At 64.2% G+C, this 19,672-nt stretch carries 19 protein-coding genes and 1 tRNA gene; 13 read left to right on the top strand and 7 right to left on the bottom strand.

What is annotated here, in order from left to right:
- Nucleotides 1–14: 14 nt before the first annotated feature.
- The 5 genes from RMR04_RS14255 to RMR04_RS14235 all read left to right on the top strand — a co-directional run bounded on the left by RMR04_RS14255 (nucleotide 15) and on the right by RMR04_RS14235 (nucleotide 5,424).
- Entirely contained in the window at nucleotides 15–1,298 is a 1,284-nt protein-coding gene (locus RMR04_RS14255; RefSeq protein WP_410492247.1) for an extracellular solute-binding protein, read from the top strand.
- 114 nt (nucleotides 1,299–1,412) lie between these two features.
- Nucleotides 1,413–2,261 carry a carbohydrate ABC transporter permease gene (locus tag RMR04_RS14250; RefSeq protein WP_311915249.1) on the top strand — a complete coding sequence of 283 codons (849 nt, stop codon included), beginning with the start codon at nucleotides 1,413–1,415 and terminating at the stop codon, nucleotides 2,259–2,261.
- Nucleotides 2,258–3,064, top strand: coding sequence for a carbohydrate ABC transporter permease (locus RMR04_RS14245; protein ID WP_311915248.1), 807 nt, complete (start codon nucleotides 2,258–2,260; stop codon nucleotides 3,062–3,064). The genes RMR04_RS14250 and RMR04_RS14245 overlap by 4 nt, the downstream gene beginning before the upstream one ends.
- A gap of 10 nt (nucleotides 3,065–3,074) precedes the next feature.
- The gene (locus RMR04_RS14240; RefSeq protein ID WP_311915247.1) at nucleotides 3,075–4,121 is read left to right on the top strand and encodes an ABC transporter ATP-binding protein; all 1,047 of its coding nucleotides are present in this window, start codon (nucleotides 3,075–3,077) and stop codon (nucleotides 4,119–4,121) included.
- 4 nt (nucleotides 4,122–4,125) lie between these two features.
- The gene (locus RMR04_RS14235; protein WP_311915246.1) at nucleotides 4,126–5,424 is read left to right on the top strand and encodes an MGH1-like glycoside hydrolase domain-containing protein; all 1,299 of its coding nucleotides are present in this window, start codon (nucleotides 4,126–4,128) and stop codon (nucleotides 5,422–5,424) included.
- Between the two features lie 38 nt (nucleotides 5,425–5,462).
- On the opposite strand, the gene tmk is transcribed toward RMR04_RS14235, so the two are convergent.
- The 3 genes from tmk to RMR04_RS14220 form a co-directional block, all read right to left on the bottom strand.
- Complete coding sequence (tmk, locus tag RMR04_RS14230; RefSeq protein WP_311915245.1) at nucleotides 5,463–6,098, bottom strand: dTMP kinase; 636 nt, start codon at nucleotides 6,096–6,098, stop codon at nucleotides 5,463–5,465.
- A 163-nt stretch (nucleotides 6,099–6,261) separates the two neighbouring features.
- Nucleotides 6,262–7,482, bottom strand: a complete 1,221-nt coding sequence (locus RMR04_RS14225) for a serine hydrolase (RefSeq protein ID WP_311915243.1) — start codon at nucleotides 7,480–7,482, stop codon at nucleotides 6,262–6,264.
- Nucleotides 7,483–7,531: 49 nt separating this feature from the next.
- Nucleotides 7,532–8,614: a septal ring lytic transglycosylase RlpA family protein gene (locus tag RMR04_RS14220; protein ID WP_311915242.1), complete on the bottom strand. Its 1,083-nt coding sequence runs from the start codon at nucleotides 8,612–8,614 to the stop codon at nucleotides 7,532–7,534.
- Nucleotides 8,615–9,161: 547 nt separating this feature from the next.
- On the opposite strand from RMR04_RS14220, the gene RMR04_RS14215 reads away from it, so the two are divergent.
- The 3 genes from RMR04_RS14215 to RMR04_RS14205 all read left to right on the top strand — a co-directional run bounded on the left by RMR04_RS14215 (nucleotide 9,162) and on the right by RMR04_RS14205 (nucleotide 10,810).
- Nucleotides 9,162–9,251: transfer RNA gene (locus tag RMR04_RS14215), tRNA-Ser, on the top strand.
- Nucleotides 9,252–9,581: 330 nt separating this feature from the next.
- On the top strand, nucleotides 9,582–10,118 hold the full coding sequence (locus tag RMR04_RS14210) for a YcxB family protein (RefSeq protein ID WP_311915240.1): 537 nt from the start codon (nucleotides 9,582–9,584) through the stop codon (nucleotides 10,116–10,118).
- A 218-nt stretch (nucleotides 10,119–10,336) separates the two neighbouring features.
- Nucleotides 10,337–10,810 carry a hypothetical protein gene (locus RMR04_RS14205; RefSeq protein WP_311915239.1) on the top strand — a complete coding sequence of 158 codons (474 nt, stop codon included), beginning with the start codon at nucleotides 10,337–10,339 and terminating at the stop codon, nucleotides 10,808–10,810.
- Between the two features lie 499 nt (nucleotides 10,811–11,309).
- On the opposite strand, the gene RMR04_RS14200 is transcribed toward RMR04_RS14205, so the two are convergent.
- On the bottom strand, nucleotides 11,310–12,206 hold the full coding sequence (locus tag RMR04_RS14200; protein ID WP_311915238.1) for a LysR family transcriptional regulator: 897 nt from the start codon (nucleotides 12,204–12,206) through the stop codon (nucleotides 11,310–11,312).
- Nucleotides 12,207–12,323: 117 nt separating this feature from the next.
- Between RMR04_RS14200 and RMR04_RS14195 the strand changes: the two genes are divergently transcribed.
- From RMR04_RS14195 to RMR04_RS14180, 4 genes are all read left to right on the top strand, one after another.
- On the top strand, nucleotides 12,324–13,202 hold the full coding sequence (locus RMR04_RS14195; protein WP_311915237.1) for an NmrA/HSCARG family protein: 879 nt from the start codon (nucleotides 12,324–12,326) through the stop codon (nucleotides 13,200–13,202).
- Between the two features lie 142 nt (nucleotides 13,203–13,344).
- Nucleotides 13,345–14,196 (top strand): alpha/beta hydrolase, encoded by an 852-nt coding sequence (locus RMR04_RS14190; RefSeq protein ID WP_311915236.1) that lies wholly within the window; start codon nucleotides 13,345–13,347, stop codon nucleotides 14,194–14,196.
- A 2-nt stretch (nucleotides 14,197–14,198) separates the two neighbouring features.
- Nucleotides 14,199–14,588 carry a hypothetical protein gene (locus RMR04_RS14185; RefSeq protein WP_311915235.1) on the top strand — a complete coding sequence of 130 codons (390 nt, stop codon included), beginning with the start codon at nucleotides 14,199–14,201 and terminating at the stop codon, nucleotides 14,586–14,588.
- Nucleotides 14,589–14,651: 63 nt separating this feature from the next.
- Nucleotides 14,652–15,278 carry an NAD(P)-dependent oxidoreductase gene (locus RMR04_RS14180; RefSeq protein ID WP_311915234.1) on the top strand — a complete coding sequence of 209 codons (627 nt, stop codon included), beginning with the start codon at nucleotides 14,652–14,654 and terminating at the stop codon, nucleotides 15,276–15,278.
- Nucleotides 15,279–15,496: 218 nt separating this feature from the next.
- Here the strand turns inward: RMR04_RS14180 and RMR04_RS14175 are convergent, their stop codons facing one another.
- The 3 genes from RMR04_RS14175 to RMR04_RS14165 all read right to left on the bottom strand — a co-directional run bounded on the left by RMR04_RS14175 (nucleotide 15,497) and on the right by RMR04_RS14165 (nucleotide 17,917).
- The gene (locus RMR04_RS14175; RefSeq protein WP_311915233.1) at nucleotides 15,497–15,871 is read right to left on the bottom strand and encodes a RidA family protein; all 375 of its coding nucleotides are present in this window, start codon (nucleotides 15,869–15,871) and stop codon (nucleotides 15,497–15,499) included.
- Between the two features lie 77 nt (nucleotides 15,872–15,948).
- Complete coding sequence (locus RMR04_RS14170; RefSeq protein WP_311915232.1) at nucleotides 15,949–16,677, bottom strand: transporter substrate-binding domain-containing protein; 729 nt, start codon at nucleotides 16,675–16,677, stop codon at nucleotides 15,949–15,951.
- A gap of 40 nt (nucleotides 16,678–16,717) precedes the next feature.
- Complete coding sequence (locus RMR04_RS14165) at nucleotides 16,718–17,917, bottom strand: pyridoxal phosphate-dependent aminotransferase (protein ID WP_311915231.1); 1,200 nt, start codon at nucleotides 17,915–17,917, stop codon at nucleotides 16,718–16,720.
- 145 nt (nucleotides 17,918–18,062) lie between these two features.
- Between RMR04_RS14165 and RMR04_RS14160 the strand changes: the two genes are divergently transcribed.
- On the top strand, nucleotides 18,063–19,496 hold the full coding sequence (locus RMR04_RS14160; RefSeq protein WP_311915230.1) for an aminotransferase-like domain-containing protein: 1,434 nt from the start codon (nucleotides 18,063–18,065) through the stop codon (nucleotides 19,494–19,496).
- Nucleotides 19,497–19,672: the final 176 nt, after the last annotated feature.

Genomic DNA, 19,672 nt, shown 5'->3' with positions numbered 1-19,672 from the left:
CCAGGGAGGAAGCCATGACGACACTCAACCAGCTGGCGATCGCCGCCATGACGGCGGGCGCCATTCTCGCCGCGCCGGCGGCGAAGGCGCAGGATCTCGTTTTTTTGTCGACGCAGCTGCGCCCGATCGACGAGGCGCAGAAGGTGCGCGAGGTGCTGCTCAAGGGCGCACCGAAAACCACCTATGTCGTTGAAGAGCCGCCGCAATTCGCCGTGCGCATGAAGGCGGAGCAGGCCGCCGGCAAGCGCACGATCAGCCTGATGGGCGCTTTGCATGGCGAGCTGCAGCCCTTGGCGCCGACCGCCTCGCTGGACGCCATCGATGATGTCGCGGCCAAGCTCAGCGCGAGCGGCATACCCGCCGGTTTGATGGAGCTCGGCAAGCTCGGGACGTCCACCCAGCAATACATCCCCTGGATGCAGGCGACCTATGTCCTTGTCGTCCGGAAGGAGGCTTTGCCCTTCCTGCCAGCGGGCGCCGACGTCAACGCCTTGACCTATGAGCAGCTCGCAGCCTGGGGCAAGGCGATCCAGGACAAGACCGGGCAGCGCCGCATCGGCTTCCCGGCCGGCCCCAAAGGCCTGTTCGCCCGTTTCATCCAGGGCAATCTCGTGCCCTCCTATACCGGCTCGATGGTGACCGAGTTCCGCTCGGCTGCCGCCGAGAAGGGCTGGACCGACTTCAAGGCGCTCTGGGCAACGGTCAATCCCAACGCCAACAACTATAATTTCATGCAGGAACCATTGATGGCCGGCGAGGTCTGGATCGCCTGGGACCATATCGCCCGGGTCAAGGATGCACTGACCGCCGAGCCCGACAAATATCTCGTCGTTCCGCCGCCGGCCGGCAGCCAGGGCCGCGCCTATATGCCGGTCGTCGCCGGCCTCGCCATCGCCAAGGATGCGCCGAACCGGGCCCAGGCCGCGGCCGTGATCGAGCATCTGCTCAAGCCGGCGACGCAGATCGCCACCGCCATGGAGGTCGGCTTCTTCCCGGTCATCAACGCACCGCTTCCGGCCGATCTGCCTGCCGGCGTCAAGCTGCTGGCTGACGGCATCGCCAAGACGCAAGGCGCGAAGGACGCGATCGTCGCCCTGCTGCCGGTCGGGCTCGGTGACAAGGGCGGCGAGTTCAACAAGGTCTATTTCGACACCTTCCAGCGCATCGTGCTGCGCGGTGAACCGGTCCGCGCGGTGCTCGATTCCCAGGCCGAAACCTTGCGCACGCTGATGACCCAGACCGCCGCGCCCTGCTGGGCTCCGGACAAGCCGAGCCAGGGCGCCTGCCCGGTGACCTGAGCTTTCCAGAACAACGCCCGTGAAAGCCGCGCTCCGCCCAGCTTGGTCGGAGTGCGATACCCAACCTCGCGTGGCGCTGTTGCCCAAGATGACGCCGTCCAAAGGTCTCCGACCATGCCCCAGCCGCGCTGGCTGCCCTATCTGCTGATTGCGCCCTCGGTCGCCTTTCTCGCGGCCTTCTTCCTGGTGCCGCTCGGCCAGACCATCCTGCTCTCCTTCGATGGCGGGCAAGGGCTCTCGCTTGCCAACTACGCTCGCATGGTCGGCGATCTCAATTTCCCGACGGCGCTGCGCAACACCTTCGCGCTCGTCATTGTGGTGATCCCGCTGCAAGTGGCGCTGGCGCTGGTCATGGGCCTGATGCTGCAGAAGATGACGCGCGGACGCGAGCTCGTGCTCTGGATCTGGACGATCCCGCTCGGCGTCTCCGATCTCGCAGCCGGCCTCGTCTGGCTCGCGATCCTGCAGGATTCCGGCTATCTCAACACGCTGCTGTTCCAGTTCGGCCTGATCAGCGGGCCGACCGCCTATCTCAACAGTGAGACCCCCATCGCACTGTTCTTCGCCGTCGTGCTGGCGGAGGTCTGGCGCGCGACCGCCATCGTCCTGATCATCCTCGTTGCCGGCATCCAGCTCATTCCCAAGGAGTTCGGCGAGGCAGCCGACATCTTCGGCGCGAGCCCCTGGACCAAATTCCGCAAGATCACGCTGCCCTTGCTGAAGCCCAGCCTGCAATCGGCGCTGATCCTGCGGACCGTGCTGGCCTTCGAGGTCTTCGCGGTCGTCTATGCGCTCGGCGGGCGCAATTTCCCGATCATCGTCGGCGAAGCCTACACTTGGCAGAACGAGAACCAGAATTACGGCGTCGCCGCAGCCTATGCCGTGCTGGTGATGGCGATCTCGCTTGCAGCGACAGTGATCTACCTCAAGGCGCTGCGCGTCGATCCGGAGGCGCAAGCATGAGCGCGCCCCGCAAATGGCTCTACGTCACCGGCGTCCTGGTGCTTTGCGCCTGGGTGCTCGTGCCGATCTACCTGATCGGGCTTGGTGCGATGGGCGGGCGGATGGCCGTGTTCAAATGGCCGAAATCGCTCGCCCCCACAGAGGCTTCCTTCACCGCGCTCGCAGCCTTCCTGAAGATCGAGGGCGTCTGGAACGCGGCGCTGAACTCGCTCATCGCCGCCTCGCTCACCATGCTGTTCTCGATCCTGCTCGGGGCTCCGGCGGGCTATGCGCTGGCGCGCTTCAGCTTCCGGGGCCAGAGCGCCTTCCGCCTTCTGGTGCTGCTGACGCGGGCTTTCCCGCTCGCGATCCTGGCCCTGCCGCTGACCGTCATCTTCATCAAAGTGGGGCTCTACGACACGCCGTTGGGCGTCTCGCTGATCCACACCGCGCTGGCGCTGCCTTTCGCGGCGCTCGTGACCTCCTCGCTCTTCATGGGCATCCCGCGCGAATATGAGGAGGCGGCCTGGGTTTTCGGTTGCACGCGCTGGCAGGCCTTCCGCAAGGTGGTGCTGCCGCTCGCTCTGCCGGGCATCGCGGCAGCGGCGATCTTCGCCTTCGTGATCTCCTGGAACGAGGTCTTCGCCGCCTCGGTGCTGACCGTGCGCGAGCGCACGCTGACGGCCTATCTGCTCGCGGTCCTGTCCGAATCGCCGCTGCATTACCGCTTCGCCGGCGGTTTCATCCTCATCGTCCCTTCGGTGCTCTTCATCTTCGCGGTCAGGAAATACCTGTTCGCGATGTGGGGCGTCTCGAGCAAATAGGAGGGCGCCCATGGCCGGCATCCTGATCGACAAGGTCGCCAAGCAGTTCGGCAACGCCGTCGCGCTGCAGGAGATCTCGCTTTCCGTGGCGGATGGCGAATTCGTCGCGCTGCTCGGCCCTTCCGGCTGCGGCAAGACCACCTTGCTGCGCATCATCGCGGGGCTTGAGGTGCAGAGCTCAGGCAAGGTCGTGATCGGCGAGCGCGACGTCTCGGCGCTCAAGCCATCCGAGCGCGGGCTTGCCATGGTCTTCCAGAACTATGCCGTCTTCCCGCATATGACGGTGTTCGAGAACGTCGCCTTTGGCCTGCGCATGAAGGGCGCCGATCAGCCCCGAGTCGAGGCGCAGGTGCGCAAGGCCGCCGCCCTGCTGCATATCGAGGAATATCTCGAACGCTATCCCGCCAAGCTCTCGGGCGGGCAGCGTCAGCGCGTCGCCGTGGCGCGGGCGCTCGCCGTCGAGCCCGCCGTCCTACTGATGGACGAGCCGCTCTCCAATCTCGACGCCCTGCTCAGGCTCGAGATGCGGGCGGAACTGCGCAGCGTGCTGCGCGAGGCCGGCACGACCACGATCTATGTCACCCATGACCAGACCGAGGCCATGGGGCTCGCCGACCGCATCGCCGTGATGCATGGCGGCCATATCGTCCAGATCGACACGCCGACCACTATCTATTCGAAGCCGGCGACCCGTTTCGTCGGCGGCTTCGTCGGCTCGCCGCCGATGAACTTCGTCAACACCACCGCCGCCGCCGGCAGCGCCAGGCTCGGCGGCATCACGCTGGCTGCTCCCGTCGATGGGCCGATCATCCTCGGCTTCCGCGGCGAGGACGCCGGATTGACCGATGCCGCCAGCGGATTGCCGTTCAAGGTCAAGGTCGCGGAGCCGATGGGCTCGCATCTGCTGCTCACCGGCCATGTCGGCGGCGATCTCGCCCGCATCGTCGCCCCATCGAGCACGCGGGTCGATGCCGGCGCGACGCTGGGCCTGGCGCTCGACCCAACCCGCATCGTCTGGATCGACCCGCAAACCGGTCGCACCCATCCTGGAGCCTGAGCCTGTGCTGTCGACACCCCCTTTGACCGATCTCGATGACGCGGCGCGCGCCGTACTGCGCCGCAATGACCGTGGCGGCTTCACCGTGCCCAATGGCCGGGTCTACCCCTTTCAGTGGAACTGGGATTCCGCCTTCGTCGCGCTGGGCTTCGCGACCTTCGACCTCGACCGCGCCTGGCGCGAGCTGGAGACCTTGTTCGAAGGCCAATGGCAGGACGGCATGGTGCCGCATATCGTCTTCCGCGCCCCGGCCGAGGGCTACTACCCCGGCCCCGAGGCCTGGGGCATCCAGCGCCAGCCGCTGACCTCCGGCATCTCCCAGCCGCCGGTGGCGGCGACTGCCGCACGCGTGCTGCACGATCTCTCCGCCGGCGATGCAACGCGCATCAGGGCCTTGTTTCCAAAGCTCTTCGCCTCGCATCGCTGGTGGCACGAGATCCGTGACCCCGACGGCACGGGACTCGTCACCATGGTTCACCCCTGGGAATCGGGGCGGGACAATTCGCCGGATTGGGACGAGCCGCTGAGCCATGTCGTTGCGAGCGTCGATGTCGCGCATCTGCGCAAGGATCTCGGCCATGTCGACGCCACACAACGCCCGACCCATGATTTCTACAACCGCGTCATGACGCTGGTCGAGGAAGCCAAGGCGCTGGCTTGGGACGGGGTGTCGGTCGCCCGCACCCTCTCCTTCCGGGTCTGCGATCTCGGTATCCAGTCGATCCTCCTGCGTGCCGATCGCGATCTGCTCACGCTCGCGGACGAGCTCGGCTTCACCCATGAAGCCTCGGCCCTGCGCGAGTGGATCGCGCGCAGCGAGACGGCGATGCAGCGCTTGAAAGGCGCGGACGGGCTCTACCGCTCGCTCGACCTGCGCAGCGGCCAACTGAGCGAGGCTGTCACCTGCGCCGCTTTCCTGCCGCTCTATGCCCGGACCGCCAGCCAGGAGGACGCGCTGGCCCTCAAAGAATACCTTGCAGCGACGCGGGCCGTGGCCAGCTTCTCCGTCGCCAGCACCGACCCGCGCGACAAGCGTTTCGATGCCACGCGCTACTGGCGCGGGCCGGTCTGGCTGATGATGAACCGGATGATCACCGACGGCCTGTCCGGCTACGGACTGAGCGAGGAGGCCAACACGCTCCGACAGGACAGCGGCGAGCTCGTCCGGCGCAATGGCTTCTGGGAGTATTTCGACCCGCGCACCGGCGCCGGCTGCGGTGGCCCGGATTTTTCCTGGACCGCGGCGATGTGGCTGTCCTGGAGTGGATCGCCGAGCGCCGGACAGGCGCTGACCGCGCTTTGATTCGGATTATGAAGGAAGCCGGCTAAATGGCTTAGTAATCACGCGATTCTCTCAGTCAAAATTCCGCTGACGTGCTCGAAAGCCTCCCGTTCCACGATCGCGGGCGGCCGATCGGCATCGACGACCTTGTATGGGGCAATCAGTTTCGCGGCCTGGTCCAGGAAGGATTGGCGAACGCGGCGATGGAAGGCCAGGTCGAGCGCCTCGAACCGGCCTTCGTCGATCTGCGACTGCTGCAATCGCGACCGGCTGCGCTCCAGCGCGACCTTGGGGTCGAGATCGAGCACGAGCGTCAGGTCGGGCCAGAGATCCTCGATGGTCAGGCGGTGAAGATCGAGGATCAGCGCTTCTGAGAGCCCCCGCCCCGCGCCTTGATAGGCAATCGTCGAGCCGACGAAGCGGTCGCAGAGCACGATCTTGCCGGCCTTAAGCGCAGGCAGGATGACCTGGTCGATATGCTGGCGCCGGCTGGCATTCATCAGCAGCAATTCGGCCGTGGGCGTCCAATCATAGGCGTTGCTGGCCAGCAGGATCTTGCGCAGGGCGGCGCCGGCCTCCGTGCCGCCCGGCTCATGTGTGGCCAGCACCGCGTGCCCGGCGCCCCGCAATGCGGCGGACAAGGAACGCGCCAGCCCCGACTTGCCGCTGCCGTCGACGCCTTCGAGCGCGATCATGAAACCACGAGACTGCTTGTGCCGAGACTGCTCATGCATTGCTATCAAAACCAGTTTGCCGCAGTGCGGCACGGATGCCGAAGACTGCATACGAGATTCGAGGGCGGTCGATAACGCAACCTTGCAGGCTTGATGAGATATCCTGGCTTCGGTTGCGCGCCGTTCAGCTTCGCTTCAAGACCTTGCGCACCCAGCCGGTGGCGAGCTCCATCGCCGCATCGAGTGCGCGGCGCTGCAAGGTGCCGGGTTCAATGGTTTCGGCGGCGTAGAGCGGGATTTCGAGCGTCTTGACCTCGCCGCGCGTGACGAGCAGGCGCCCAACCTCCAGTCCCTCCTGAACCGGCGCGACCAGCGGACCCCGATAGACGATCCGCGCATTGAGGCGCTCGCCCGCGCCACGCGGCAGGAGCAGGCTGACTGGCCCTTTCGCCTTCAGCGCGACACGCCCCTTCGCGCCGCCGAAGACGCTGGCCTCGCCGACGATCTCGCCCTCCCCGAAGATCTTGCGTGCCTCGAAGGCGCGAAAGCCCCATTCCAGCAGCTTGCGCGCTTCCTGTGCCCGGTCGCGCGCGGTCTTCAGGCCATTGACCACGACGATCAGGCGTTGACCGTTCTGGACCGCCGAGCCGACAAGGCCGAAGCCCGCCTCGTCGATATTACCGGTCTTCAAGCCATCCGCGCCGATTTCCATCGCCAGCAAGGGATTGCGGTTCTGTTGCTTGATCTTGTTCCAGGTGAATTCGCGCTGGCCGAAGATCTTGTAGAGTTCGGGATAGGTTTTGATGATGTGGTCGGCGAGCCTGGCCAGTTCGCGGGCCGTGACCTTCTGCTCCGGATCGCCTACTCCGGTCGCATTGCGGAAGACCGATTTCGTCAGGCCGAGTGCACGCACGCGCTCCGTCATCACCCGGGCGAAGGTGGGCTCGTCGCCCGCAATGGCCTCGGCGAGCGCGATCGCGGCATCATTGCCGGACTGGACGATGAGACCCTGCAGAATGTCCGAGAGCTTCACCCGGCTGTTCAGGATCGCAAACATCGTCGAGCCGCCCGAGACGCCGCCGCCCTTGCGCCAGGCGTTCTCGGAAATGCCGATCTCGCTATCGAGGCTGAGGCGCCCCTGCGCGATCTCCTGGAAGGCGACCAGCGCGGTTGCGATCTTGGCAAGGCTGGCCGGGACCATCAGCTCATCGGCGGCCTTCTCGTAGAGCACCGTGCCGCTGGCTGAGTCGAGCAGGACGGCATAAGGCGCCGGCGATTGAAAATTCTGCGCGCGCAGGCCCGTTCCAACGAGCGATAAGGCCAGGCACAAAAACGCAACGACGCCCAGCCGCAAGGCGGCAGAGCGTCGATCAGATCCGTCGCTGCTGGTGACAGGCGCGCTCATGCTCCGATCTGAAGCAGAGGCGGGCTCGGGCGGTCAAGCCCGAACGGCTTCAATTGCGCGATAGCGGCTGCAAACTCTGGGGCGAGAGATCGCGAACCAGCGGATGCGCGTTCGAGAAGCGCTGGGTCGGGCTGCGCTCAGGCGCCGCGAACAGGCTTGCGACATTGGTGCGCACGGGCGGCAGCGGTGTCATGGCCCGCGGCTGCATGACGACCGGCTTGCCGGCATTGGCGATGGTGTCGAGGTCGAAGGGACGATTAGGCGGCAGCGGCGCGCCACGGACCGGAACCCCGACATTGGCGGAACTTGCGCTGGCCGAGCTTGAGGGCGCGGTCGAGACCATGCTGGCAGCGACCGGGGCGCTCGGCGCGATGGTGCGGACCGGCTCGGCGGCATAGGCCTGCGCGACCGGCTGCGAGACGGCGGGCCGGACCGGCTCGACCGGCGCTTCGTCGAGATTGGCGCTGGCGTAGCGGCCCGGCGCGGTCGGGGCAGCGCTTGCGACCATGGTCGGGGCGCTAGTGCCCGGGATCGAAGCCGGCTGTCCGTCTGTGCGCAACGTCGCCAGGAGCAGCTTGTCGTCGGAGCCGGCGAGCGAAGCCTGGCCAAGATATTCGAGCTTGATGCGGGCCGTGCCGAGATGGCGGAAGGCCAGCGCCTCGGCGGTCTTCTGCGAGACGTCCATCAGGCGGTTGCCGTGATAGGGGCCGCGATCGTTGACGCGTACGATGATCGAGCGGTTGTTCAGAATGTTGGTGACGCGGGCATAGGCCGGCAGCGGCATGGTCGGATGCGCGGCGCTGATGCCGTTGCGGTCATAAACCTCGCCATTGGCGGTGCGGCGGCCATGGAAGGCCTCGCCATACCAGGAGGCGGTACCGACCGCCGTGTAGCCGACCGGCTTCTCATAAGGCGTGTAGCGCTTGCCGGCGACCGAATAGGTCTTGCCGATCAATTGGCGCCCGCCACCCTTGGGCACTTCCTCGCCCTCCGCGACGACGCGCGGGCTGGCCGGTCCGTATTTGGACTGGGGGAATGCGCCGATTTCCTTGGAGCGGCCACGCTGGGCAACCTGATTGCCTGCGCAATTGGCGACGAAAAGCCCGGCAAGCGCGACGCAACCAATGCGCATGACGCGCGTTGTTAGGCTGTAACTGCTGAGGCCGCTTGGCTCGGACGCGTCGGAGGACGATTCCGGGACCGATGAGCATGCGCCTCGAGTCATTCCGTCGTTCCGCTTTCTGCGCCGAAAAACTCAAAAGACCGGCCAGCCGCAATAGCGGCGAAACCGAAGTTTTCGGACAATCCGATTAAGAGATCGTTAAGCGGAGGATCGCGGATCGCGACACCGTTAACGACATTCCGTGTGCTCTTGGGCGGGCACAAAGGTGTCGGAAATGCGGCATGTGTCAACCTGGGATGGGGACAAGGCGCGATTTTCGGCGCACGTTGCAGCCCTGCAACGTGGTCGCCGAGGCGGGACATGCGGGCTTTCGCCTCGACCTTCGCCGGCGACCAAGACCTAGCCAGATGAGACGGATCGTCCTGCTATTGCAGATGTTTTCCGGTTTTGGCCGGAGTTTCCCGCCACATCAGGAAAGACGGATATGGCGTGCGCTTCACTAGGGCGATAAGCGGGCTTGCCAAAACGCCATGGGCCCGGCAATGACAAGCGCGTCGGAAGGGTGGCCGAGTGGTTTAAGGCAGCGGTCTTGAAAACCGCCGTGGGTGAAAGCCCACCGTGGGTTCGAATCCCACCCCTTCCGCCATAAATTCAGCTTCTTGAATTTCGCTGCAATATCAATCGATTACAGCGACACGAAATCGAATCCCCCCAAAAAAGAGCCCAAGAATGGACCCAGAAATGGGCCCCGTTGCTATGACTGGCACTCGTTGTCCAAGTCGCCGAGGTTGACGGCCTGCCTAACAATGGCTCGATTCATTTCCTTCCATACCTGACGGCGCATGTACTGCTGCGCCTTTCACCAGATTCGCGGCTGGCAGTTGCCGCAAACAGCCTGTTTGGGCCGTTTGGGAGAGCTCAATGACTGTTTTATCGGGAATTCTGCAACGACCGAGAGAAAAATCATGGGGCTTTCATGCATCGGAAGGTGATTTTCACACTCAACGAACTCGACCTTCGTCGAGCGGGACGTCTTCATGTTTTCAGTTCGGCGCGAAATGCACGGACGATGATCAGAATGTCTATTCTATGGATTGGCGCAATGGCCGTTCTGTCAGGATATCTTTACTTGCTCGGGATGCCATGGCCCGAACTGCGTGAGAATCTGCCGGTATTTGCTTTAGTCATCTCCGCCGCGACCTTCGGCGTGTCGTTTATATTTCCTCTTGCACTCGGGCCGATTATTATTCGCCGCCGCTTCCGTCAGGACAAACTGCTTCGTCAGGCCGGCACAGTTAATTGGGATGAGGAAGCTTACACGGTCGAGCAACCAGGGATATATAACCGTATTCAGTGGGGCGACTATTCGAAGTGGCGGGAGGACCGCCATGTTTTTGTGCTTTTCAGATCGGACTACACTTATCAGGTGCTGCCCAAGCGGGTTCTGGCCCGGGAGCAGATAGAAGACATTCAGAGGCTGTTATCTACGCGATCCAGAAATGGTATCTTCTGACAATAGTCCCACTTGTTTTCATAGCATCCGCCATTGGAGCGGAGACGTCGGATTGACCAACCATTCTCGTTCACAAGCTTGCTCCGGACAACGTGTCTCGAATGAACGCCTCGATGATCCTCGTCCGCTCCTTCAAGATCAGCCTGATTCTGAAAGGCCGATGGTGGCATCATTTTGTCGAAGAACAAAAAGCAGAACGATAAACGAGAGAGGATTGAATGCCGAACAACGTCAAACGTCGATACTTTTGCACGGCAACTGTGTTGCTGCTCTTGACTATCGCTTCGACTTCAGCCGGAGCTGAATCAGGCGCGGGCCTGTTTCTTGGGCGGTGGACGATTTTGAACGACCGCCAAGGCCTGTCAGATCAGCAACGGCCCTATAAGATTATCGACGTCGTGCCCTGCGAGGGACACATCTGTGGGATCAGCGTCAGTGACACGGGTGATTGCGGCAGTGTGCTCTTTCGGCATTTGACGCTGCATGAGGGGCCACTTGGCCTGTTCATGGACGGATCCGGCAAATGGGGCAAAGACTCCCTCACTCTTCGCATTATTCGCTTGGAAGACGCGCCGCAGATACGTGTATTTTTGTCGCGTTTTACCGTTGGCACCGGCAATGAAGGAACACGAACGGTCGAGTATCGTGAAACCTATCGCCGCATGGCGGACGCAGCCTGCAGTACGACCTAATCCCGGCGTGCGTCGCGGAAATCCTAACTTTTCAGGGGCCAGGCCAAGGGGCCACAGTCAGCAGTGGTGGTTGGCGGCCCCCGCCCTCCCTTCCGCCAGGCCCGCCGACCGTACGCCATGATACGATATCCCGCGCATAGCCACGCAAGCGCCGCCATTGCCCAACGGCATTTCCGTCCAAGCTGAAGCATCGGCCAGGGTGAAGCATCGGGATTGTCCGCAGACGATCGGATCATCGTTCGGCAGGCCCTGTTCGACAAACAGCCGGCGATCTTCGTCTGAACTGGTGCGGCGACTGAAACGATTGGCGGTCGCGCGCCTCGCAACCATTCACGACAACTGCCTGCGCTACGACGCGAACCGTTGAGGCCCTCCAACCCAGCGGACGCGCGCACGAACGCGATGCCGGAATGACGCCTATCTCCGGCACGTCCTGAATCGGCCACTTGGATTCAGACCGTTCGGATTAAGGATTGAGACGCAACACCCGCTTTGTCGTTCATATTGGCGCGACAAAGACCTTTTCCGGGAAGGCTTTCTCGACCACCTCCAGGAATGCGCGCACCTTGGCGCCGACCAGGCGGCGTGAACTCTGCAACGCCCAGATCTCCACGGGCGGTCCGGCATATGGCCCCCAATAAGCAAGCCTGCCGGCCTCGATATCGTCAGCGACGAGGAGCTTTGGCAGCAAGGCCGCACCCGCGCCCGCCAGCACGGCATCGCGAACCATCAGCAGCGACGAGAGACGGAGAACCGGGTCCGGCCTCAGGACGATGTCAGCCTCCGTTCCGGAACGGATCCGCCAGATGGTCGCCGGCGGTGTCGCGGAGAGCAGGACGGCCTTTACCGTCGATTCCTCGCCATCCAACCTTGGAAAGGGATGCGGCATCTCGGGCGGCGCCACGATCAGGCGTTCATCATTGAGGAAACGGCGGCCGACGAGGCGTTCGTCCGGCGACGGGTCGATCCGGATGATCAGATCATAGCCATCTTCGACCGGGTCGACCTTGCGGTCCTCGGCAACGATTTCGAGCTGAACCTCCGGATAGGCCAGGGCAAAACGCGCGCCGATCCGGGGCAGCGCGACATGCGCGAAGACCATCGGTGCGCTCACCCGTAACCTGCCTTTCGGCGTGGATGCGCCCAGGACGACCGCCTCTCCGGCCTCAGTGATTTCACTCAGCAGCCCGCGCGTGCGCTCATGCAGCGCCCGGCCTTCATCCGTCAATCGCAGACTCTGGGATCCACGCTCGATCAGCCGCACGCCGAGGCTCTGTTCGAGTTCGGCGACCCGCCGCGACAGCGTGGCCTTGGAGCGACCGGAGACGCGGGCAGCGCGGCCGAACCCGCCATGGGCAGCGACAAGGTCGAAATCGGACAAAGCCTGAAGATCCATCATCGTGTTCCATATTCGAGACAAGCAATCTCGATATTGGCGTCTCTTAAACGATAATGAAACGGCTATCTTCCTCCTCGAGACATACGGCTCACGCCATCATGAGGAGATTTCAACATGGCCATTCTCGTTACAGGCAGCACGGGCACAATCGGGACACAGGTCCTGGCCCATCTTCAAGCTCGCAACGCCGATATCCGCGCCCTGACGCGCTCGCCCGAGACGGCGCAGTTTCCCGCTGGCGTGACGGCGGTCCGTGGCGACCTCGCCGACCCGGATTCGGTGCGCGCGGCGCTGCAGGGCGTCAGCACGCTGTTCCTGCTCGCTCCGAACGTCGCCGATGAACTGACACAGACCATGCTGACCCTGACGGTCGCACGCGAGGCCGGCGTCAAGGGCATTGTCTATCTCTCGGTGTTCGGGGGCGAGACCTATGCCGACGTGCCGCATTTTGCAGGCAAATACACGGTCGAGCGCATGATCGAGGCGCTCGACCTGCCCGCTACGGTTCTGCGTCCCGCCTACTTTATCCAGAACGATCTTCGTCAGAAGGACGGGCTTCTGAAGACCGGCGTTTATGGCGCACCGGTCGGCGACAAAGGCATCTCGATGGTCGATATCCGCGACATCGGTGAGGCAGCCGCGATCGAGCTTGATCGCCGTGAGCAGGCCGCGACGCCGCTCGGCCGCGAGACATACGCCTTGGTTGGTCCCGACAGCCTGACCGGCGAAGCTATCGCCACCCTCTGGAGCAAAGCCCTTGGCCGCCCGATCCGCTACGGCGGCGATGATCTCGTCGTGATGGAGCAGCGCATCAAGACCATGCTGCCCGCCTGGCACGCGCTCGACCTGCGCCTGATGTTTGCCCGCTATCAGACCGAAGGCGCCGCGGCGACCGCTGACGACATCGCGCGTCTCACCAGGCTCCTCGGTCGCGCCCCGCGCTCCTATGCCGCTTTTGCCAGGGATGCCGCGACCCAGTGGGCCAAGGGCTGAGCCCGCCCTGACTCCCAACAAAAAGGAGACCTGTCATGATGACGATCCAGCCCCTCCCCCTGAAGACGCTCCGGCCGTGGCCGCGATGCGGCAGGCCGCCTCGGCCCATAAGGGTGAGCCGCTCGGACCCGAGGCGCGGCCGATGTTCGACGCCATGTTCGCCTCAACACCCGCAGCGCCGGGTGTCCGGGTCGAGGCCGCGACGGTCGGCGGCATTGCGGGCTTCTGGCTTCGCCCAGTGAACGCAAGACCGGGCGCGCGCGTCCTCTATCTTCACGGTGGCGGCTATGTGCTCGGCTCGGCACAGGCGTTTACCGGTTTCGTCGGCCAGATTGCCCATCGCGCCGGCGCCGATGCTTTCGTCCCTGACTACCGGCTCGCGCCGGAGCACCCCTTTCCGGCGGCGATCGACGATGCGGTCGCCGCCTATCACGGCCTCGTCACGGACGGGACTGAGCGGATCGTGGTCGTGGGCGACTCGGCGGGCGGCGGTCTGACGCTGGCGCTGCTCTCGATCCTCGCCTCTGACAAGACCAAGGGCATGGTGCAGCCGGTCGGCGCGGCGGCGATGTCGCCCTGGACCGACCTGGCGCTCACCGGCGAGAGCTTCGAGACAAGGGCGCAGGCGGACCCTATCTTCACGCGCGGCGTGCTCCAGAGCTTCGCAGACCTGTATCTTCAGGGCCAGGATGCCGCGAACCCCAAGGCGTCGCCGCTCCATGCGCCACTCCGCGGCCTGCCGCCGATCCGCATCGATGTCGGATACGACGAAGTGCTCCTCGCCGATTCCATCCGCTACACTGAGCGGGCCCAGGCGGCGGGCGTGGAGATTACGCTGTCGGTCTGGGAGGGCATGGCGCATGTCTTCCAGTCCTCCCTCGGCCAGTTTCGCGCGGCCGAGCAGTCCGTGAACGCCATCGGGGAATTTCTCCGCCAACGGCTCGATGCCCTGGCCGACGACGCCGTCCCCTCCAACTCACTCAAAGGAGCTTGATCATGACACGCGTCTTGTTTGTCGGGCAGAAGCCGGACACCGTCGACTTTTCCGATCCTTCCCTGCCACCGGGGTTCGATGCTCAAAAAATCCAGGCGGGCATCGACATCGCTGAGAAGACCATGACCGAGCGCGGTTGGGACGCCGACATCTGCATGATCGCTCCCGACGACAGTGGCATCGCAACATTGGCCGCGCAGCTGGCGAGCGTGGACTACGATTGCGTCGTGATCGGTGGCGGCCTGCGCATCCCGCCCAATGGGCTGCTGTTCTTCGAGCGGGTTGTCAACGCGATCCACCAAGGCGCACCGAAGGCGGCGATCGCATTCAACACCCGTCCCCAGGATACGGCGGAAGCCGCAGCGCGGTGGGTCGGCGAACGCCATCGGTGATGTCCTGCGCCAGCGGCTCATCGATGCATCCTGGTCCATCAGCACAGCTTTGGGAGATTTGACATGAAAGTTCTGGTATTGGGCGCGACCGGCGCCACCGGCCGGCTGATCGTCGGCAAGGCCGTCGCAAAGGGATACGAGGTCGTCGCGCTCGTTCGCTCCAAGGCAAAGGCAGATCTTGCCGCTGCCGAACTCGTGGAAGGCGACGCCCGCGATCCCGTCGCGCTGACCCGCGCCATCGCCGGCTGTGATGCCGTCGTCAGTTCGCTGGGCACGGCCATGAGCCCGTTCCGGGAGGTGACCCTGCTCTCGGCGGCGACACGCGCGCTGGTCGGCGTCATGGCGGATCAGAACATCCGCCGGCTGGTGTGCATCACCGGCCTCGGCGCCGGCGACAGCCGCGGCCATGGTGGCTTCTTCTTCGACCGGCTGCTCCTGCCCCTGATGCTGCGGAAGGTCTATGAAGACAAGGATCGCCAGGAAGATGCGATCCGCGCCAGCACGCTCGATTGGACGATCGTCCGGCCGACGGTGCTCAACGACAAGCCGGCGCGCGGTCACGTCAAGGCGTTGACCGATCTGTCGGGCGTCCATGGCGGGACCATCGCCCGATCCGACGTCGCGGAGTTCGTCGTAGAGCAACTCACCGCAGATACGTGGCTGCGCAAAGCGCCGCTGATCACATGGTAGGATCGATTGCGGCCTCGTTCAGCAGCGAGCCGGCCGAGCCGAACGATCGGAATGTCCTAAGTCATCCGAGCGACGGCCAGTGCCCAGGCGACAGGTCCGGACTGAGCGAAGGCTGGCTAGAGCATTTTCGAGCGAAGTGGACGCCGGTTCGCGCGAAGAAAATGCGATAAAACAAGGAGGTAGAGCATTTTCGCGATTCGGAGAAACGCGGAAATACGCTAGCGCGCGGCGACCGCCTGAATCTCCACCAGAAGGTTCGGCTCCGCCAGCCCTGCGACGATGACCATCGTCGTCGCGGCCGCATGGCCGGCAAACCGACGTTCGCGCTCCTGGCGGTACAAGGGCACCATCTCTGCCTGCGTGATGAAGCCGTCGACCTTGACCAGATCGGCCATGCCCATGCCGGCATCGGCCAGCACCGCCAGCAGATTGTCCCAAGCCAGTTCAATTTGCTTTTTCGGGTCGGGCGAAACGACACCATCAGGCGTCACGCCAACCTGACCCGAAACATGGAGCCATCGCGCATTCGCCGACGCCGAGGCGCCATGGCTATAGCAGGAGAACGGTGGAGCAATGCCGGCCGGGTTGTGCAACTTGATAGTCATGCTCTGCTCATCCGAATCTAGAATCCTGCAAGCCTGGAGTCCTGTGCGATGCCATATGCTGGCATCTACGCGTCGGGCGCGCGCCCGACCACTCCGTCGATCTCCGTCCGCGTGAATCCATACTTGGCCATGCGGGCGCGATGGTCAGGCGTACCGAGATAGCCACGAAGTCCTGCATTCACCGCTTCCCGCAGATCAGGATTGCTCGTGCTGAACGAGAAGGCGCCAATCAGCTCGGCTCCTGGCTTGCCCGCATCGACGTCCACGGCGTCCAGTGCGGGATTGGTGGCGGCAGTCGCGCGATTGCCAAGCGCCGTGGCGGCAAAGGCGTCGATCCTGCCCGCCATGAGCGCGGCCACGGCCTCGGGCTGGTCGTTGAACAGCATGATCTGATCGTCGCTCACGCCCGCCGCCTTCGCTGCGTCGACCTGTACCTGCGCCGGGATGAGACCCAGCCGCACGTCGCCGCGCGCCGCCACCGCCTCATAACTCGTCAACACTTTCGGATTGTCCGCCCGGACAAGGAATCCGTCGCCGATCGTCCAGACCGGCGCGCTGAACGAAACCTGCTGCGCGCGCTCGGCCGTCACGAAAATCGGCACGTTCATGTCCCAGCGCTCTTCCCGCACACCCGGCAGGAACTCGGCGAATGACGTCCGGTGATATGCGATCGAGGTTACGCCGATCCCGCGCAGCACGACCTCCGCCAATTCGATGTCGGCACCGGTCGGGCGGCCATCATCTCCGGTCCAGTAGAAAGGCGGTTCTTCGATATAGGCAATTCTGACTGTCATGGCCTTGCTCGCTATGGGATCTTGAATGGTTGGGCAGCCGTCACGCGGCAGCAGCGTCGAGCGCTGCGGATAGGGCCGACAGCGCCGACCCAAGCCGCTCCGGCGGCAGGTAGCCGAACCCCAGCCGGAACACGCGCTCGCTTTCGCCGAACCAGGTTCCGCAGGCGAGTTGCAGGTCATGGCGAGGCAACAGCCGCCAAAAGCGCGAAACTGCGGCGTCATCGAAGGCGTCGAGTCGAAGACGCAGGCAGCACAATGCGCCGGCATCGGGCCGCACCCATTCGATGCGTTCGCGCTCCGCCTCGCACCAGCTTGCCAGCTCCGCAATGGCACCGGCCAGCAACTTGCGTCTCGGCGCGAGCACCTGTTCCCGCTTGCGCAACAACGCCGCCGCCAGCGTCTCGTCGAGGACCGAACCCGAAATCACGGTGTTCATCTTGGCAACGGTGAGGCGCGCACGAAGCTCGGCATCGGCAACCGTAAGCCAGCCCGTGCGCAGGCCGGGCGCACCGAGCGCCTTTGAAATCGATGCGCCGGTCACGATGCGCGGATCGAGCCCTGCGAAGCTGTCGGCGGCCGGCAGATCGCCATAGGTCGCCTCCCGGTAGGTCTCGTCGATGAAGAGCAGAGCTCCTGGAGATCGTCTCTCGATCAGCGCCAGCAGCTTTTCGATGATCGCGAGAGGCGTCTGGACGCCGCTCGGGTTCTGCGGCGACGCGACGCTGACCAGCTTCGTCTGCGATGACAGGCTCGCTTCGATCCTGTCGAGATCGAGGCGATAGCCGTCCTCGAACGATAATGCGACTTCGCGGACGATCGCGCCGGCGCCGACCAGGCTGTCGCGGCTGGGCGGGAAGCAGGGCGTCACGAGGACTGCTTCATCGCCAGGCCGGCAGAGCTCAAGCGCAAGCAGAAAGATGCCGAGCGCCGTGCCTTGCGTCGTGATGATCTGCTCCACCGCGACCTTGCAGGCGTCGGCGATGGCTTCACGCAGATCAGGCGCGCCGGCCGATTTCCCATAGCCGAGCTTCAGATCCCGGATGCGATCGAGCCCAGCGAGGTCGAGGACTTCGCCGACGCTCAGATCCTGCGAGGTGCTTTCCGCGAGGTTGTGCGGACGGTTGACGTCGAGCAGCGTGATGATCTCGTTATAGAGGAAACGTCCGCGCCACTCCGGGGACGTCGGCTCGTCTGAACCGGATCGGTGCGGCTCGCCTGAGCCGCTACGGAGCGCATGCATGGACCTCTCCCGCAGATTGACCGCTGCAGGATAAGGCTCTCGACCACGCCATAACAGACACAGAATTCTGTTTTTCGACCATAACAGTTTGTTGGCGGACCGAACGCGCGCGGCTATAGTCCCCGGGTCTCACCCGCGAGCTTGCATGGACGCCTCACCCTCATACCGATACGAGCAACTGGCCGACCTCATCACCAGTATGATCGACAACGGCGCGCTTGCGCCGGGCGCCCGCGTCCCGTCCGTTCGTGCCCTGAGCGAGCAGCATGGCGTCAGCATCTCGACAGCCTTGCAGACCTATCGGTCGTTGGAGGATCGCGGCGTCCTGGTCGCACGGCCGCAGTCGGGATTCTACGTCGCGTCGACGCAGCCGGGCACCTTCGCACTTCCATCGACCTCGCGCCGCAGCGCGAAGGCATCGACCGTCTCGATCAGCGGCGCCGTGGCGGCGTTGCTCGAACATTCATCCAATCGCGCGTTCATGCCTTTCGGCTGCGCCGTGCCCGATGGAGAACTGCTGGAATCGAAGCGGCTCGACTTGGCGCTCGCGCGTGCGGCGCGCCGGCACGGCACCCGATACAATGTCTATGGCCCTCCACAGGGGGAGGCGATCCTGCGCAGCGAGATCGCCAAACGCGCGATGCGGATCGGGCATGTGCTGTCGCCCGACGATGTCGTGGTCACGAGCGGTTGCACGGAGGCATTGATGCTTGCCCTGACGACCGTCACCAAACCCGGCGACACGATCGCGGTGGAGGCGCCCACCTATATGGGATTGCTGCACACTCTCGAAATGCTCGGCCTGAAGGCGTTCGAACTGCCCGTCGATCCGATCCGCGGCATCGACATCGATGCGCTCGCGCAATTGCTCGAAACGGAACAGGTGGCCGCCTGCGCGCTGTCGTCGTGCTTCAACAACCCGCTCGGCTCGATGATGACCGAGGCCGACAAGCGGGCGCTGCTTGCCGTGCTTGCACGATACGATGTGCCGCTCATCGAAGACGATGTCTATGGCGACCTCCACTTCGGCCGGGAGCGGCCAAAGCCGTTCATCGCGCTCGATGGCGGCGCCAACACGATCTATTGCAGTTCGTTCTCGAAGAGTCTGGCGCCCGGCTACCGTGTCGGCTGGATCGCCGCCGGCGCCCGCACGCGGCGGGTGATTGAACGCAAGCTCGCCTTCAGTCTCTGCGGGGCCGTCCTTCCCCAAATCGCACTCGGAGAATTCCTGGCCAGCGGCGCTTATGACGCCCATTTGCGGAACGTCCGTCGGCTCTTTCAAGAGAATCTCGCGCATATGGCGCGCGCAATCGAGGTCAGTTTCCCGCCCGAGACGAAGATGAGCCGGCCGACCGGCGGGTTCGTTCTCTGGCTCGAACTCCCCAAGCCTTTCGATTCACGCGCGCTTTTTGACCAGGCGATCGAACAAGGCATCTGCTTCGCACCGGGCGACGTCTTCTCCGCCAGCCGACGCTTCCGCAATTGCCTGCGCCTGAGTGCCGGTCACGGCTGGAACGATCATATCGCAGACGGCGTGCGGCACCTGGGCCGTCTCGCGCACAAAATCCTGGCGTCTTGAGCTGAAGCACCGCGCCGGGTGGCCGGTATCGGCCAGCGTTCCAACGGTCCTTGCTGAGAACGGGCGCGAATGGCTGACATAGATTAGGCCGCTCCGGGGAGCGCAAGCCTCAATTCTTTAAAAGGGCGGGTTCAAGAGGGCGATGGAGTCGACATAGTTCTCGGTTTCGTCGTTCG

The organism is Bosea sp. 685, assembly GCF_031884435.1.
Taxonomy (GTDB): Bacteria; Pseudomonadota; Alphaproteobacteria; order Rhizobiales; family Beijerinckiaceae; genus Allobosea.
This window is presented reverse-complemented; position numbering and strand designations above follow the sequence as displayed.